This window comes from Nocardia sp. NPDC055321, assembly GCF_053645575.1.
Genome location: NZ_JBSHMS010000002.1, coordinates 265,385 through 279,321, shown reverse-complemented (window position 1 = coordinate 279,321; position 13,937 = coordinate 265,385). Strand labels below are relative to the sequence as shown.

Annotated in this window: 12 protein-coding genes; 5 read left to right on the top strand and 7 right to left on the bottom strand. The window is 68.1% G+C overall.

Going from position 1 to position 13,937, the window contains the following annotated elements; all coding sequences use genetic code 11:
• Positions 1-149: 149 nt before the first annotated feature.
• From ACWIGI_RS03825 to rpmH, 7 genes are all read right to left on the bottom strand, one after another.
• The gene (locus ACWIGI_RS03825) at positions 150-575 is read right to left on the bottom strand and encodes an Ig-like domain-containing protein (protein ID WP_454200817.1); all 426 of its coding nucleotides are present in this window, start codon (positions 573-575) and stop codon (positions 150-152) included.
• Between the two features lie 227 nt (positions 576-802).
• Positions 803-1,504, bottom strand: a complete 702-nt coding sequence (gene rsmG / locus ACWIGI_RS03820; RefSeq protein WP_454200816.1) for a 16S rRNA (guanine(527)-N(7))-methyltransferase RsmG — start codon at positions 1,502-1,504, stop codon at positions 803-805.
• A gap of 109 nt (positions 1,505-1,613) precedes the next feature.
• Positions 1,614-2,174: a Jag family protein gene (locus tag ACWIGI_RS03815; RefSeq protein WP_454200815.1), complete on the bottom strand. Its 561-nt coding sequence runs from the start codon at positions 2,172-2,174 to the stop codon at positions 1,614-1,616.
• Between the two features lie 58 nt (positions 2,175-2,232).
• Entirely contained in the window at positions 2,233-3,303 is a 1,071-nt protein-coding gene (yidC, locus tag ACWIGI_RS03810) for a membrane protein insertase YidC (RefSeq protein WP_454200814.1), read from the bottom strand.
• Between the two features lie 4 nt (positions 3,304-3,307).
• Positions 3,308-3,652 (bottom strand): membrane protein insertion efficiency factor YidD, encoded by a 345-nt coding sequence (gene yidD, locus ACWIGI_RS03805; RefSeq protein WP_454200813.1) that lies wholly within the window; start codon positions 3,650-3,652, stop codon positions 3,308-3,310.
• On the bottom strand, positions 3,649-4,062 hold the full coding sequence (rnpA, locus tag ACWIGI_RS03800; protein WP_454200812.1) for a ribonuclease P protein component: 414 nt from the start codon (positions 4,060-4,062) through the stop codon (positions 3,649-3,651). The genes yidD and rnpA overlap by 4 nt, the downstream gene beginning before the upstream one ends.
• 109 nt (positions 4,063-4,171) lie before the next feature.
• Positions 4,172-4,315, bottom strand: coding sequence for a 50S ribosomal protein L34 (rpmH, locus tag ACWIGI_RS03795; RefSeq protein ID WP_454200811.1), 144 nt, complete (start codon positions 4,313-4,315; stop codon positions 4,172-4,174).
• Positions 4,316-4,899: 584 nt separating this feature from the next.
• Here rpmH and dnaA point away from each other — a divergent pair.
• The 5 genes from dnaA (at position 4,900) to gyrB (ending at position 13,875) form a co-directional block, all read left to right on the top strand.
• Positions 4,900-6,744 carry a chromosomal replication initiator protein DnaA gene (gene dnaA / locus ACWIGI_RS03790; protein ID WP_454200810.1) on the top strand — a complete coding sequence of 615 codons (1,845 nt, stop codon included), beginning with the start codon at positions 4,900-4,902 and terminating at the stop codon, positions 6,742-6,744.
• 943 nt (positions 6,745-7,687) lie between these two features.
• Entirely contained in the window at positions 7,688-8,857 is a 1,170-nt protein-coding gene (gene dnaN, locus ACWIGI_RS03785) for a DNA polymerase III subunit beta (RefSeq protein ID WP_454200809.1), read from the top strand.
• A 256-nt stretch (positions 8,858-9,113) separates the two neighbouring features.
• Entirely contained in the window at positions 9,114-10,286 is a 1,173-nt protein-coding gene (gene recF / locus ACWIGI_RS03780) for a DNA replication/repair protein RecF (protein WP_454200808.1), read from the top strand.
• A 454-nt stretch (positions 10,287-10,740) separates the two neighbouring features.
• Positions 10,741-11,331, top strand: a complete 591-nt coding sequence (locus ACWIGI_RS03775) for a DUF721 family protein (protein ID WP_454200807.1) — start codon at positions 10,741-10,743, stop codon at positions 11,329-11,331.
• 504 nt (positions 11,332-11,835) lie between these two features.
• Positions 11,836-13,875, top strand: coding sequence for a DNA topoisomerase (ATP-hydrolyzing) subunit B (gene gyrB, locus ACWIGI_RS03770; protein ID WP_454200806.1), 2,040 nt, complete (start codon positions 11,836-11,838; stop codon positions 13,873-13,875).
• Positions 13,876-13,937 lie beyond the last annotated feature (62 nt).

Here is a 13,937-nt window from a genome sequence, read left to right as displayed (position 1 = left end):
TACACCCCTCGCCGCTACGCGTTAGCCCGTCCAAAAACGCCACCGCCGGGCCCCGGCCCACCCCCCCCCCCACCCCACTTTGCGGGCTCGGATCGCCGTCCCCCCGCCCCCGCATCGGGTGGAATCGATTGCCGTGCCGGATGAACCGCCTACTTGGCGGAGAGGCTGCTCAGCAATCCGGCCAGCGGGTTGCTGCCGGAGGAGCCGGTGCCCCCACCCGGGGTGGTGGGCTTGTTCGTCACAGTGACGCTGACGGTCTTGCTGCTGATGATCTCCTGGACCGCCTTCAGCTCATGGGTGCCCGCGGTGGACGGGGTCCACGAGATGGTGGCCATGCCGTCCTTGACCGACGCCTTGCCGATCTCGGTGCCGTTGTCGCTGAAGGTCACCGGGAACAGGAACGAGGTGGCGGTGACGTCCGCGGTGATGGTGTACGCGGTGCCGACGTACAGGGTCGTGTCCGACACGCTGATCCCCTGAACGAGGGCGTTCGCCTGGGGTGCTGCCACCAGCGCCGCGGTCGCCAGCGCGCCGAGGAGTCCAGCGCCGAGTCCAGTTCGCCGTGCAGTCTTCATGTGTGTGCTCCTGTGCTCCGAAACCCACTGCCGTGTGGGTCATCGGGACAGTACCGACGCGCGCGGCGGAGCACAGCTATTTTGAAGGACCAATCTTTCAAAATAATCGGCCCCGCGAAAAAAGGCGGGAAAAGACGATAGCGACGCCCACTCACCACGCAACGAATACCCGGCACCCGAGGCGGGCGAACCCGCTCACGCCACGTGACGATACGACCGCGCGGCGATCACTTACCGGAGCGACGGCGACGCTCGGCGCGGGGAAGCCGCTCGGCGCTGATCACCATCGTGGGCGTCTCCAGCACGCCGACCCCGACCTCGATCACTTCCGCACGACCCGCGCCGGACTTCGTGAGCTCGTCCCGATCGCGTTCCAATTCCTCGATCGCGCTGATGCCCTTGAGCGCCAGCATCCGCCCGTGGTCCCGAACCAGCGGCATGGACCAGCCCGCCAGCTTGGCCAGGGGAGCGACCGCGCGCGAGGTGACCACGTCCGCCCCGCCGGCTTCCTTCTTCACGCCGGGCTGTTCGGCGCGCCCGCGCACCACGGTCACATCCAGTCCGGCGGACTCGATGAACTCGGCCAGGAAAACCGTGCGGCGCAACAGCGGTTCGACGAGTGTGATGCGCAGATCCGGTCGCGCGATGGCGAGCGGGATACCGGGCAGGCCCGCGCCGCTGCCGATGTCCACGACGGTCGAGCCCTGCGGAATGAGCTCACCGATCACCGCGCAATTGAGAATGTGGCGATCCCACAGCCGCGGCACCTCACGCGGCCCGATCAGTCCCCGTTCGACGCCCGCGCCCGCGAGCGCGGCGTAGTACCGCCGGGCCAGATCCAGCCGGTCGCCGAAGACGACGGCCGCGGCGGCGGGCGGTTCGACGAGAGCCGAAGCGGTCACTTCGGTGTCAGGTTCCACGTGAAACATCCTTCTGTGGGGGAGCGGTGAACGGGGGTTCCGAACAAAGCGGTGCCAGACAAAGCGTAGGGCCCCCGGTCGACTCGACGCGGGGGCCCTGGCTGTGCGGGGGTGCGTGTCACGCGGGCAGAACCACGACCCGGCGGTTGGGCTCGACGCCTTCGCTCTCACTGATCACGCCGTCCTGGGCGGCGACCGCGTCGTGCACGATCTTGCGCTCGAACGGGGTCATGGGAGCGAGAGCCTCACGCTCGCCGGACGCCTGCACGCGCTTGGCCGCCTCGGTGCCGATCTCGCTCAACTCCGAGCGGCGCTTCGCGCGCCAGCCGGCCACGTCCAGCATCAGCCGGCTGCGCACACCGGTCGCCTGTTGCACCGCGAGGCGGGTGAGTTCCTGTAGCGCGTCCAGCACCTCGCCGCGCCGGCCGACCAGCTTGGCCAGATCCTTGCCGCCGTCGATGCTCACGATGGCCCGGTCGCCTTCGACGTCGAGGTCGATGTCACCGTCGAAGTCGAGGACGTCGAGCAACTGCTCCAGGTAGTCGCCCGCGATCTCACCTTCTTCGATGAGGGCTTCCTCGGCATCCACCACGGGCTCGGCCGTGGTCTCCGATGTCGCCTCCGGTGCCGCCGTCGCAGCCGTCACAGTGGGGTCCCCTCCGTCGGTTTCAACAGTCATGGTTGGTTCCTTCATCTGGAGTTGTCGGCGCGGTGCGCCTCAATAGGGCAAGAGCGACTCAGCGCCGGCGCTTCTGGTTGGCCCGCCCGCGGTTGCCGGAACGCTTCTTGTTCGCGGTCGACTTGGCACCGTTCTGGTTGGCCTTGGGCGCGGCGCCGTTCTTGGCGGCGGTCTCGGACCCCTCCGCGGTCACCGTGTCCACGGCGTCCTGCTTCTTGCGCACATCGACCGGCTTGGCGCCCGGCTTCGGCGCGTTCTGCGCACGCCGCTCCAGCGCCTGCTCCTTCTTCGCCTGCTCTTCACGTTCCATGCGGCCGAAGACCAGATGCTGCTGCGCGTAGGTCCAGATGTTGTTCGCGACCCAGTAGATGAGGATGGCGATCGGCAGGAAGGGACCACCGACGAGCACGCCGAGCGGGAAGACCCACAGCGCGAGCTTGTTCATCATGGCGGCCTGCGGGTTGGCCGCGGCCTCCGGGCTCTGGCGATCCACCGACGCGCGCGCGTTGAAGTGGGTGGCCAGACCGGCGATCACCATGAGCGGCACCGACACCGCGATGATGGCGACCTTGCTCGGAACGCCGCCGTACTCGGCGAAGGACTCCAGCACGGCGGTCGGCTCGGTGATGAAGGCCGACAGGGGCGCACCGAAAAGCCGTGCGGTCAGGAAGGATTGGACGTCGCCCGCGCTGAAGACGTAGTTCGCGGTGTGCGCGTTGTCGTACGGCGACATGCCCAGCTGGCCCCAGCCGGTGCCGGTGCGGTTGAACGAGCGCAGCACGTGGAACAGACCGAGGAAGACCGGCACCTGCAGCAGCACGGGCAGGCAGCCCATGAGCGGGTTGAAGCCGTGGTCCTTCTGCAGCTTCTGCATCTCGAGCGTCATCTGCTGACGATCGTTCTTGTACTTCTTCTGCAGTTCCTTGATCTGCGGCTGCAACTCCTGCATCTGCCGCGTGGTCCGGACCTGCTTCACGAAAGGCTTGTACAGCACCAGCCGGAGCGTGAAGACGAGGAAGACCACGGACAGCGCCCAGGCGAAACCGTTGTCGTCGCCGAGGGCCCACCCGAAGACGCGGTGCCAGAACCACAGAATGGCCGACACCGGGTAGTAGATGAAATCGAGCACGGCGTTATGTACTCCCGTCGTTCGTATCGCCGGTCACCGCGGACGGCGACCCTTCATTGGCTGATGCCGCGTGCCGGCGACGCGAACGTTCCGGTACGGGGTCCCACCCACCAGGGTGCCAGGGCGCACATTTGGCCAGTCGCACGGCCGCCAGTCCGAGCCCGACGAACAGACCTCGGGTGCGCAGGGCGGTGACGGCGTACTCGCTACAGGTGGGCGTGAACCGGCACACCGGCATGCGGGTGGGGGAGACGTAGGTCCGATACAGCTCGATGAGGAATATCAGAGCTCGGGCCGGGAAGCGGGCAGCGGCGCGCGGCAGGGCGCGAGCTCGGCTCGGCGCGCTCATGATCGGGTGCCGGCGCCGGCGCCGGAATCGGCGCCCGCGTCACCTGTGATGCCGAGTTTGCGCAGCCCGCCTCTGACTTGCCGTTCGAGATCGGCGGAGGATGCATCGGCGGCGCCCGGCAGGGCGCGCAGCACGATGTCCGTGTTGTCGGGCAGTTCGGCCGCGATACTCGCGCAGATATGACGCAGGCGGCGGGCCACACGGTGGCGTACCACCGCTGGACCCACCGCCTTGCTGACGATCAAGCCGAAACGCGGACCGCCCACCCGGATGGATGGCATCGGTCCGCTCGGCTGAGCGTCGTGTAGCAGTACGTGCACAACGAGATCCCGCCTCCCGATCCGCCGGCCCTGGCGTACCGTCCGGGAGAAGTCGGTACGCCGGTGCAGCCGGTACGGCTCAGGCAACACCTGAGCCGCCGACGCAGTGCGGGCGGGGGAGCGACCCGAGAGACGACGAGCCGAAGGTCCGGCTCCACGGCGAGCCGTGCATACGTCGCCGCATCTCGGTGTTGTCGAATCAGGCCGTGAGAGTCTTGCGACCCTTGTTACGGCGCGCCGAAACGATGGCGCGACCCGCACGGGTACGCATCCGGAGACGGAAGCCGTGGACGCGCGCCCGACGACGGTTGTTCGGCTGGAACGTCCGCTTGCCCTTGGCCACGGTCAACACTCCTCTAGGTGGTGGACGTCCGGTGACGCCCGAAGCTTTGTCGGTAAATCAGTGTGCACCACGGCGGATCGGTGAGATCCCTCGGTGCATACCCTTTAGTTCGGCACGGGCAGCAGACAGCCGCCACCGCACCATAGGGTGACTGTAGAAGGGTACTGATCTGCTGGACGAGGGTCAAACTCGGGGTTAAGCGTGGGATCGCCCGCGCCTTTCGGCTCCTCGGGACCGTGCGCCCGGGCCCGCCACGCCCGGTGTCCGGGGTTCGCCACGCGGCGCATCCTGCGGGTTGGTGCGCACGCGCCTCGGTCATGTACGGTCCTTATCTGCGTCGGAGACCGCGAGCTAAGTTGCTAACGATTAGCTGAAGAACTGCAGGTCCACGCTGAATTATGACAATCCACCGGGATGCGACACGCATCCCCAGGTTGTCCACATCTGTGGATAATTGTGTGGAAAGACCCCTGAAGTGGCATATTCGTAGAGCCGACGGCGCCCGCCCACGCTCGGTTATGGGGAAACCGAGTAGTGCCTGCCCGTTTGCTCCAATCGACCTTGCTCCGGGGAGGACTACGTTCGTGGACGACGAGCAGAATGTGCTGACCGCTGTCTGGCCAGAGGTGATCGCCGAGCTTGCGAGCGGCTCCGCCGATGGGGAGATCCAGCCGGTCAGCAAGGCTCACAAGGCATGGCTCGGCATTATCGAACCCATCACCTTCGCACAGGGATTCGCCCTGCTCTCGGTGCCCGGAACGATGGCGCAGGAGGTCGTGGAAAGAGATCTTCGCGAGCCCATTCTGCGGTCGCTGGCGCGGCGCGGCCTCCAGGTCGAGGGACTGGGCGTTCGTATTCGGGCACAGCAGAACTCGCAGGTGGACCGGGCGCCCAGTACGCCGCGGCACGCACGGATGACCTCGCGCCCGGAACGCCCGCGTGAGACCGATCACGCTCCCGGCGGCTACCAGCCGGCGCCGCCCGCACCGGTCCCCGCGGACCGGCCCGTACCGCACTACCAGGCACAACCGGAGTACCCGGCGGCCCGCTACAACGCTCCACAGGACTACCCCACCGAGTACGGCGAACGCGAGACCTATCCACCTGTGGAATTCGCCCCGGCGCCGATGGCCGAAGAGTTGCCACCGCCGCCCGCACCCGAGCCGCAGGCCCCGCCGCGCCGCCGGGAACCCCATCGGGCCCCGGCCATGCCGCCGGGCCAGGAGTCGTTGTTCTCGCCCGAGCCCGACCCGGAGCCCGCACCGCTGCCGCCGCCCGCGCGCCGGCCCGTGGACGAGGATCACCACGACGACGAGGAGCCGGTGGTCAACGCCCGCAACTCGTGGCCGTCCTATTTCCCCAGCAAGTCGCCCGAGCGCGAGACCCCGCAGCCGCCCTCGGCGAACAGCCTGAACGCCAAGTACACCTTCGAGACCTTCGTCATCGGCGCGTCCAACCGCTTCGCGCACGCCGCGGCGGTCGCCATCGCGGAGGCTCCGGCGCGCGCGTACAACCCGCTGTTCGTCTGGGGCGCTTCGGGTTTGGGCAAAACACACCTGCTGCACGCGGCCGGGCACTACGCCCAGCGGCTGTTCCCGGGCATGCGGGTGAAGTACGTGTCCACCGAGGAATTCACCAACGACTTCATCAACTCGCTGCGTGACGACCGCAAGGTGGCCTTCAAGCGCCGCTACCGCGAGACCGACATCCTGCTGGTGGACGACATCCAGTTCATCGAGGGCAAGGAAGGCATCCAGGAGGAGTTCTTCCACACCTTCAACACCCTGCACAACGCCAACAAGCAGATCGTGGTCTCCTCCGACCGGCCGCCGAAACAGCTGGCCACGCTGGAGGAACGCCTGCGGACCCGCTTCGAGTGGGGCCTGATCACCGATGTGCAGCCGCCCGAGCTGGAGACCCGCATCGCCATCCTGCGCAAGAAGGCGCGGATGGACCGGCTGGACGCGCCGCACGACGTGCTCGAGCTCATCGCGAGCCGGGTGGAGCGCAACATCCGCGAGCTGGAGGGCGCGCTCATCCGGGTGACGGCCTTCGCCTCGCTCAACGGTCAGCCCCTCGACCTGGGCCTGGCCGAGATGGTGCTGCGCGATCTCATGCCGGACACCGCGACCATGGAGATCACCGCGGCCACGATCATGGCCGTGACCGCGGAGTACTTCAACACGACGCTGGAGGAGCTGACCGGTCCGGGTAAGGCCCGGCCGCTGGCCCAGGCCCGGCAGATCGCCATGTACCTGTCGCGCGAGCTCACCGACCTATCCCTGCCCAAGATCGGCCAGGCGTTCGGCCGGGACCACACCACGGTCATGTACGCCGAGAAGAAGGTGCGCAAGGAGATGACCGAGCGGCGCCGGGTGTACGACCAGGTTCAGGAACTCACAGCCCGAATCAAGCAACGTTCGCGCTGATCCACAACTAACAGGCCCCCACGTCGGTTGACGTGGGGGTTTGTCGTTTCCGGGGTTGGGGATTCCTCGAGGAGTCCTCGAGGAAAGCCTGTGGAATCCTCGAGGAATCCTCGAGTTGTGCACCGGTTTACCCACAGGGCTCGATCCACAGGGGTGCACAACCGGTTGTCCACAGTTCACACAGGTTCGTTCATCCTCGAGGTCTGACCTGGGCCGATGGGAGTTGTGCCCTGTGGATTCCTCGAGGACTCCTCGAGGAGTCCTCGAGTAAACACCGGGTTGTCCCCCGATTCGCTCCCATGTGGGTAGGTGGGCCCGAAACCGGGGAGCAACTCGAGGATGACTCGAGGATGAATGTGGAAACCGGCCGTGCTTCCACAGCCACTCCACGTTCATCCTCGAGACACCCTCGAGACATCCACACGCCGCCACACCCTCGGACCTGCGGAAACCGGGGAAGTCCACAGATTCCACACCGCCTACTACTACTTCAGTTCTCTCTAATTAGATTTCTCTTTTAAAACAGGTGTGTGGAAAGTCGGTCTGGGAGTGAACGGTTCGACGGGTAGCCGCTCCCCACTCGAACGAGGCATGGAGAAGGACGGGGACGGGTTGTCCCCACACACCCGGAGCATCGGCCGGAGCACACACCGAGTGGTTCGTTCGCGACCGGCGGGCCGTTTCATCGCGGACTCCGTCCGTGCGTCGGCGCCGACTTCGTCCGTGCGCCGGTCCCCAGGTCCATGACCACGGGCGACGAGCCGGCGGGTGTGCGCCGAGCCGGTGGGAGGGTCGGCGCGCACCGGCGAACTTCGCGCGGGTACGGTTCCTTGTCGTGCCCCTGTGCGAGACTGCGTAGGCGGCTTCCGGGGGAGAGGGCTCTAGCCCCCCTGAGAAATTCGCAGACCACGATCTATCGAGACTGGGAGAGGACAGCCGGGCGATGGAGCTTGCAAGCATGAAGTTTCGGGTTGCTCGCGAGGACTTCGCCGAATCCGTAGCCTGGGTGGCCCGCAGCCTGCCGTCGCGGCCTCCGGTCCCTGTGCTCGGCGGTGTGCTCCTCGTGGCGGACGAAAGCGGTCTGACCGTTTCGGGATTCGACTACGAGGTCTCCGCGCAGATGCGGGTGGCCGCCGAGGTGGCCGGCCCCGGGCAGGTGCTCGTCTCGGGCCGCCTGCTGGCCGACATCACCAAGGCGCTCTCGAACAAGCCGGTGGACGTGTCGGTGGACGGCACCCGCGTGCTGATCGCCTGCGGCAGTGCGAAGTTCTCGCTGCCGACCATGCCGGTCGAGGATTATCCCCAGCTTCCCGAACTTCCTCCCCAGACCGGTGAACTCGGTGTGGACGTGTTCTCCGCCGCCGTCGCGCAGGTGGCCGTGGCCGCGGGCCGCGACGACACCCTGCCGATGCTCACCGGCATCCGGGTGGAGATCGAGGGCCCCAAGGTCGTCCTGGCCGCCACCGACCGTTTCCGGCTCGCCGTGCGCGAACTGGAGTGGAACCCGGGCCGCGCGGACGTGGAGACCTCGGTGCTGGTCCCGGCCCGCACCCTGTCCGAGTCGGCCAAGACCCTCGGCGCCTCGGATCAGCCGGTGCAGCTGGCGTTCGGTACCGGCAGCGACGGTCTGCTCGGCATCGTCAACGGCGGCCGCCGCACCACCACGCGCCTGCTCGACGCGGAATTCCCCAAGTTCCGCCAGTTGCTCCCCAAGGAGCACACCTCCATCGCGACCCTCACCGTGGCGGCGCTGACCGAGGCCATCAAGCGTGTGGCCCTGGTGGCCGAGCGCGGCGCGCAGGTGCGGCTGGAGTTCTCCGAGGAGGGCGTGCTGCTCTCCGCCGGCGGTGACGACGCGGGCCGCGCCGAGGAATGGCTGGACGCCGATTTCCGCGGTGAGCCGCTGACCATCGCCTTCAACCCCGGCTACCTCGTCGACGGCCTGTCCGCGCTGCACACCGACAAGGTGACCTTCGGTTTCACGACGCCCAGCCGTCCGGCCGTCTTCGTGCCCGCGCCGGAAGAGGATCCGGCACAGCTGGATTCGGGCGCGTTCGCGGCGCTGGCCAGCAGCTACATCTATCTGCTGATGCCGGTGCGGCTCCCGGGCTGATCTGTGCACAGTGTTGACAACCCTGTGAAAAACTCGGCGCGCGTAGAGGATTCGATTCCTCTGCCCGCCGGGTTTTTTTCGGTGCGTGTGACGATTCCGCCGCGCGCCGCGGCCGCTGCCCCGTCGCGGCCGCCCGCGCTCGCCGGCACCGGGCCGTTTCTCCCCAGGTGGGTATCGCCGCTCCACAGGACGATGTCGCCGGGTCGCGGTCGCGCGGCGCGCGCGGCCGATGCGAAGGGCACGGTGGACTGACCGGATGTACGTGCGCACCCTGTCGCTGCGCGATTTCCGGTCGTGGGAAGCCGCCGAGCTCGAATTGCCGCCGGGCCGAACGGTTTTCCTGGGCTCCAACGGCAACGGCAAGACGAATCTGATCGAGGCCGTCGGCTATCTGTCCACACTCGGTTCACACCGTGTGTCCACCGATGCCCCGCTGATCCGGATCGGCGCCCAGCGCGCCCGCATCGGCGCGACGGTGGTGAACACCGGTCGCGAGCTGCGCGTGGACATGGAGCTCAACCAGGGCGTCGCGAACAAGGCGCAGATCAACCGGTCGCCGGTGCGGCGCCCGCGCGAGATCCTGGGGATTCTGCAGACGGTGCTGTTCGCACCGGAGGACCTGTCGCTGGTGCGCGGCGATCCCTCCGAGCGCCGGCGGTTCCTGGACGAGCTGGCCACCGCGCGCCTGCCGCGGCTGGCGGGGGTGCGCGCGGATTACGACAAGGTGCTGCGGCAGCGCTCGGCGCTGTTGAAAACCGCGGGGCGGCACGCGCGTTCGGGTTCGCGCGGGAACGAGCTGAGCACGCTGGACGTGTGGGACGGGCATCTGGCCGCGCACGGCGCGGTGCTGCTGGCCCAGCGCCTGCGCCTGGTGCACGAGCTCTATCCACACCTCGCACAGGCCTACGGCTCGATCGCCCCGGAGTCGAGACCGGCATCGATCGGTTACCGAAGCGGTTATCTCCCACCGGAACTGCTCGATCCGGCGCGTTCTCCACAGGCTGGTGACGACGGCGAGCTGGAGGCGATTCTGCTGCGCGAGCTGGCCGCGGCCCGGTCGAAGGAACTCGACCGGGGGGTGTGCCTGGTCGGTCCGCACCGTGACGATCTGGATCTGATGCTGGGTTCGGCGCCCGCGAAGGGTTTCGCCAGTCACGGTGAATCCTGGTCCTTCGCACTGGCTTTGCGGCTGGGCGCGTTCGAGCTGCTGCGGACCGCGGGCACCGACCCGGTCCTGATCCTGGACGACGTGTTCGCCGAGCTGGATCGTCGTCGCCGGACCGCGCTGGCCGCCGTCGCCGCCGGGGCCGAGCAGGTGTTCATCACCGCGGCGGTGCCCGAGGACGTGCCGCCGGAATTGGAGGCCGCGCCGATGCCGGTGGAGACCACGGGCGAGGCGGACCGCCGCGCCTCGCGGATCGCGCGCTGAACGACCGTCGCGCGTCCGCCCGCCGATTCGCGACTCCGGATCGAGCTCGTACGCACGCCTTTCCGCCCGGTAGTACTCGCCGGCACCCGCACGCGCGTCGAACGTCCCGGCGCGTATCGGGGCCGGTCGCCCTGCCGCGGCGCGGGCCGAACTGTCGCCGCCCGTGCGTGTTCCGCGCCTGCTGCGGAGTTGTCCCCAGCTGTCCCCAATTCCCCAGCTTTGTCCCCAGGCTCGGCGCACGACATCCCCGGCTTCGCACCCGGCGCGATGGCGCGAGTGCGACATCACCGCCCGGCGCGGCCGTGTTCGTCGGCGGCATGCGGCAGAATCCTGCAGGACCACCGACCGGTGTGCGGCCCGGGAACGAGAGCCGTGCGCGCGGGACCGGCGGGCGCGCCGGGTGATCGCACACCGCCGGCGAGCGACGGGACAACGATGAGAAGGGACAGGTGGAGTGGCCGAGCAGTCCGAACCCCGTGACCTCGATCGTCCCGCCGCCGCGAGCGGTGCGGCGGGGTCGGAACCGGAGTTGCGCGGGGTCGATCTCGCGCGCCGGGCCTTGGAGGAGGCGCGGGCGGCGGCCCGCGCGGCCGGCAAGTCGGTCGGCCAGGGCCGGTCCTCGCCGCGCACGGGCGGGGTGCGCGCGCTGCGCGGCCGCCGCCGCGGCTGGTCCGGCGCGGGCCCGGACGATCGCGATCCACAGTTGTTCGGCGCGCTGACCAGCCAGCTGGCCAAGGGACGCGGCTGGTCCGGCAAGGTGGCCGAGGGCATGGTCTTCGGGCAGTGGGCCAAGGTGGTGGGGGAGGACATCGCGGCGCACGCGCAGCCGATCTCGCTGGAGAACAGCGTGCTGAGCATCCAGGCCGAGTCGACCGCCTGGGCCACGCAGCTGCGCATGTTCCAGTCGCAGATTCTGGCCAAGATCGCGGCCGCGGTCGGCCACGGCGTGGTCAAACAGGTGCGCATCAACGGGCCCATCGCGCCGAGCTGGCGCAAGGGGGAGCGGCACATCAAGGGCCGGGGGCCGCGCGACACCTACGGGTAGATCCCCCGTGCGCCCGGCGCCGGAATCGCCTGTGGCGGAACCGGCCCCGCTCGTCCCCGTCCCGACCGGCCCGCCGCTTCGTTCCACGTGAAACGGCGGGCCGTGTCGTGTCGGTGCCCCGCACTAGGCTGAACCTGCTCTCGGGGCAGGCGCCCGGAATTCCCGGGCCCGCGATCACGATCACCGCGAACCGCATCGCAAACTCGTCCGCCGCGCGCTCGTCCGCCCGCTGAGGCTCTTTCCACGCCGTTCACCCATGACCGGACATATTGCTGGTCGATTTCTCGCACTCACGGCCCACTCAGGGGTGTCATAGGTGCATTCCTTGTCGGTCGTACCAGTAGGATGGGGGAGTAACTAGCGGCGATACCTCCCGGCGCGTTCAGCGACAGCTCGCGCGTGGACCCGTAACTCTCGAGCAGACATGCTTTCGGGCCCCACGTGTGCGCTCGTCCGGCGCCGGGAGGATCAGCAAGTAAGGAGAGCTACCGACCAGTGGCTGCCATGGACTCCAACGCAGACGGCTCGACCAAGCCCAAGTCAGGCAACCCGGGCTACGGTGCCGACTCCATTACTGTTCTCGAGGGCCTCGAGGCGGTCCGCAAGCGTCCCGGTATGTACATCGGTTCGACCGGCGAGCGCGGCCTCCACCACCTGATCTGGGAGGTCGTCGACAACTCCGTCGACGAGGCGATGGCGGGCTACGCCAGCCGCGTCGATGTCACGCTGCTGGCGGACGGCGGCGTCGAGGTCGTCGACGACGGCCGCGGTATCCCGGTCGGCATGCACGCGCAGGGCGTACCGACCATCGAGGTCGTCATGACCCAGCTGCACGCGGGCGGCAAGTTCGACTCCGACGCCTACGCGGTGTCCGGCGGTCTGCACGGCGTCGGCATCTCGGTGGTGAACGCGCTGTCCACCCGCCTCGAGGCCGAGGTCGACACCGACGGCTTCCACTGGACCCAGGAGTACAAGGATTCCAAGCCGGGCCCGCTCGCCAAGGGCGACGCGACCCGCCGCACCGGCACGACGATCCGGTTCTGGGCCGATCCGAACATCTTCGAGACCACCACCTACAACTTCGAGACGGTCGCGCGCCGGCTGCAGGAGATGGCGTTCCTGAACAAGGGCCTCACCATCACCCTGACCGATCAGCGGGTCGCCGAGAACGAGATCACCGACGAGGTGGTCAGCGATACCGCCGAGGCGCCCAAGCACGTCGACGAGAACACCCCGGCCGCCGAGCCGAAGGTCAAGACCCGGACCTACCACTACCCGGGCGGTCTCGAGGACTACGTCAAGCACATCAACCGGACCAAGACCCCGATCCACAATTCGATCGTGGGCTTCACCGGCAAGGGCACCGGGCACGAGCTCGAGGTCGCCATGCAGTGGAACTCGGGCTACTCCGAGTCCGTGCACACCTTCGCCAACACCATCAACACCCACGAGGGCGGCACCCACGAGGAGGGCTTCCGCGCGGCGCTCACCACGGTGGTGAACAAGTACGCGAAGGACAAGAAGCTCCTCAAGGAGAAGGACGGCAACCTCACCGGCGACGACATCCGCGAGGGCCTGGCCGCCATCGTCTCGGTGAAGATCTCGGACCCGCAGTTCGAGGGCCAGACCAAGACCAAGCTGGGCAACACCGAGGTCAAGTCGTTCGTGCAGCGCACCTGCAACGAGCATCTCGCGCACTGGTTCGAGGCGAACCCGGCGGACGCGAAGACCATTGTCACCAAGGCGGTCTCGTCCGCGCAGGCCCGCGTGGCCGCGCGCAAGGCCCGCGAGCTGGTGCGCCGCAAGTCCGCGACCGACCTGGGCGGGCTGCCGGGCAAGCTGGCGGACTGCCGCTCCAAGGATCCGGTGAAGTCCGAGATCTACATCGTGGAGGGCGACTCCGCCGGTGGTTCGGCCAAGTCCGGCCGCGACTCGATGTACCAGGCGATCCTGCCGCTGCGCGGCAAGATCATCAACGTCGAGAAGTCGCGTATCGACAAGGTGCTCAAGAACAACGAGGTCCAGGCGATCATCACCGCCTTCGGCACCGGCATCCACGACGAGTTCGATATCGCCAAGCTGCGCTATCACAAGATCGTGCTGATGGCCGACGCCGACGTGGACGGCCAGCACATCTCGACGCTGCTGCTGACCCTGCTGTTCCGCTTCATGCGCCCGCTGGTCGAGCACGGTCACGTCTACCTCGCGCAGCCGCCGCTGTACAAGCTCAAGTGGCAGCGCAGCGAGCCGGAGTTCGCGTACTCCGACCGCGAGCGCGACGGGCTGCTGGAGGCCGGTCTGGCCGCCGGCAAGAAGATCAACAAGGACGACGGCATCCAGCGCTACAAGGGTCTGGGCGAGATGAACCCGAAGGAGCTGTGGGAGACCACCATGGATCCGACGGTCCGCGTCCTGCGTCTGGTGACGCTCGACGACGCGGCCGCGGCCGACGAGCTCTTCTCGATCCTCATGGGTGAGGACGTGGAAGCGCGCCGCAGCTTCATCACACGCAACGCCAAGGACGTTCGGTTCCTCGACGTCTAGCGAGGCAGGGCCCGGGGGTTCGATTCCCCTAGGCCCCTCCTGCGTCCGGAACCATCCAAAAG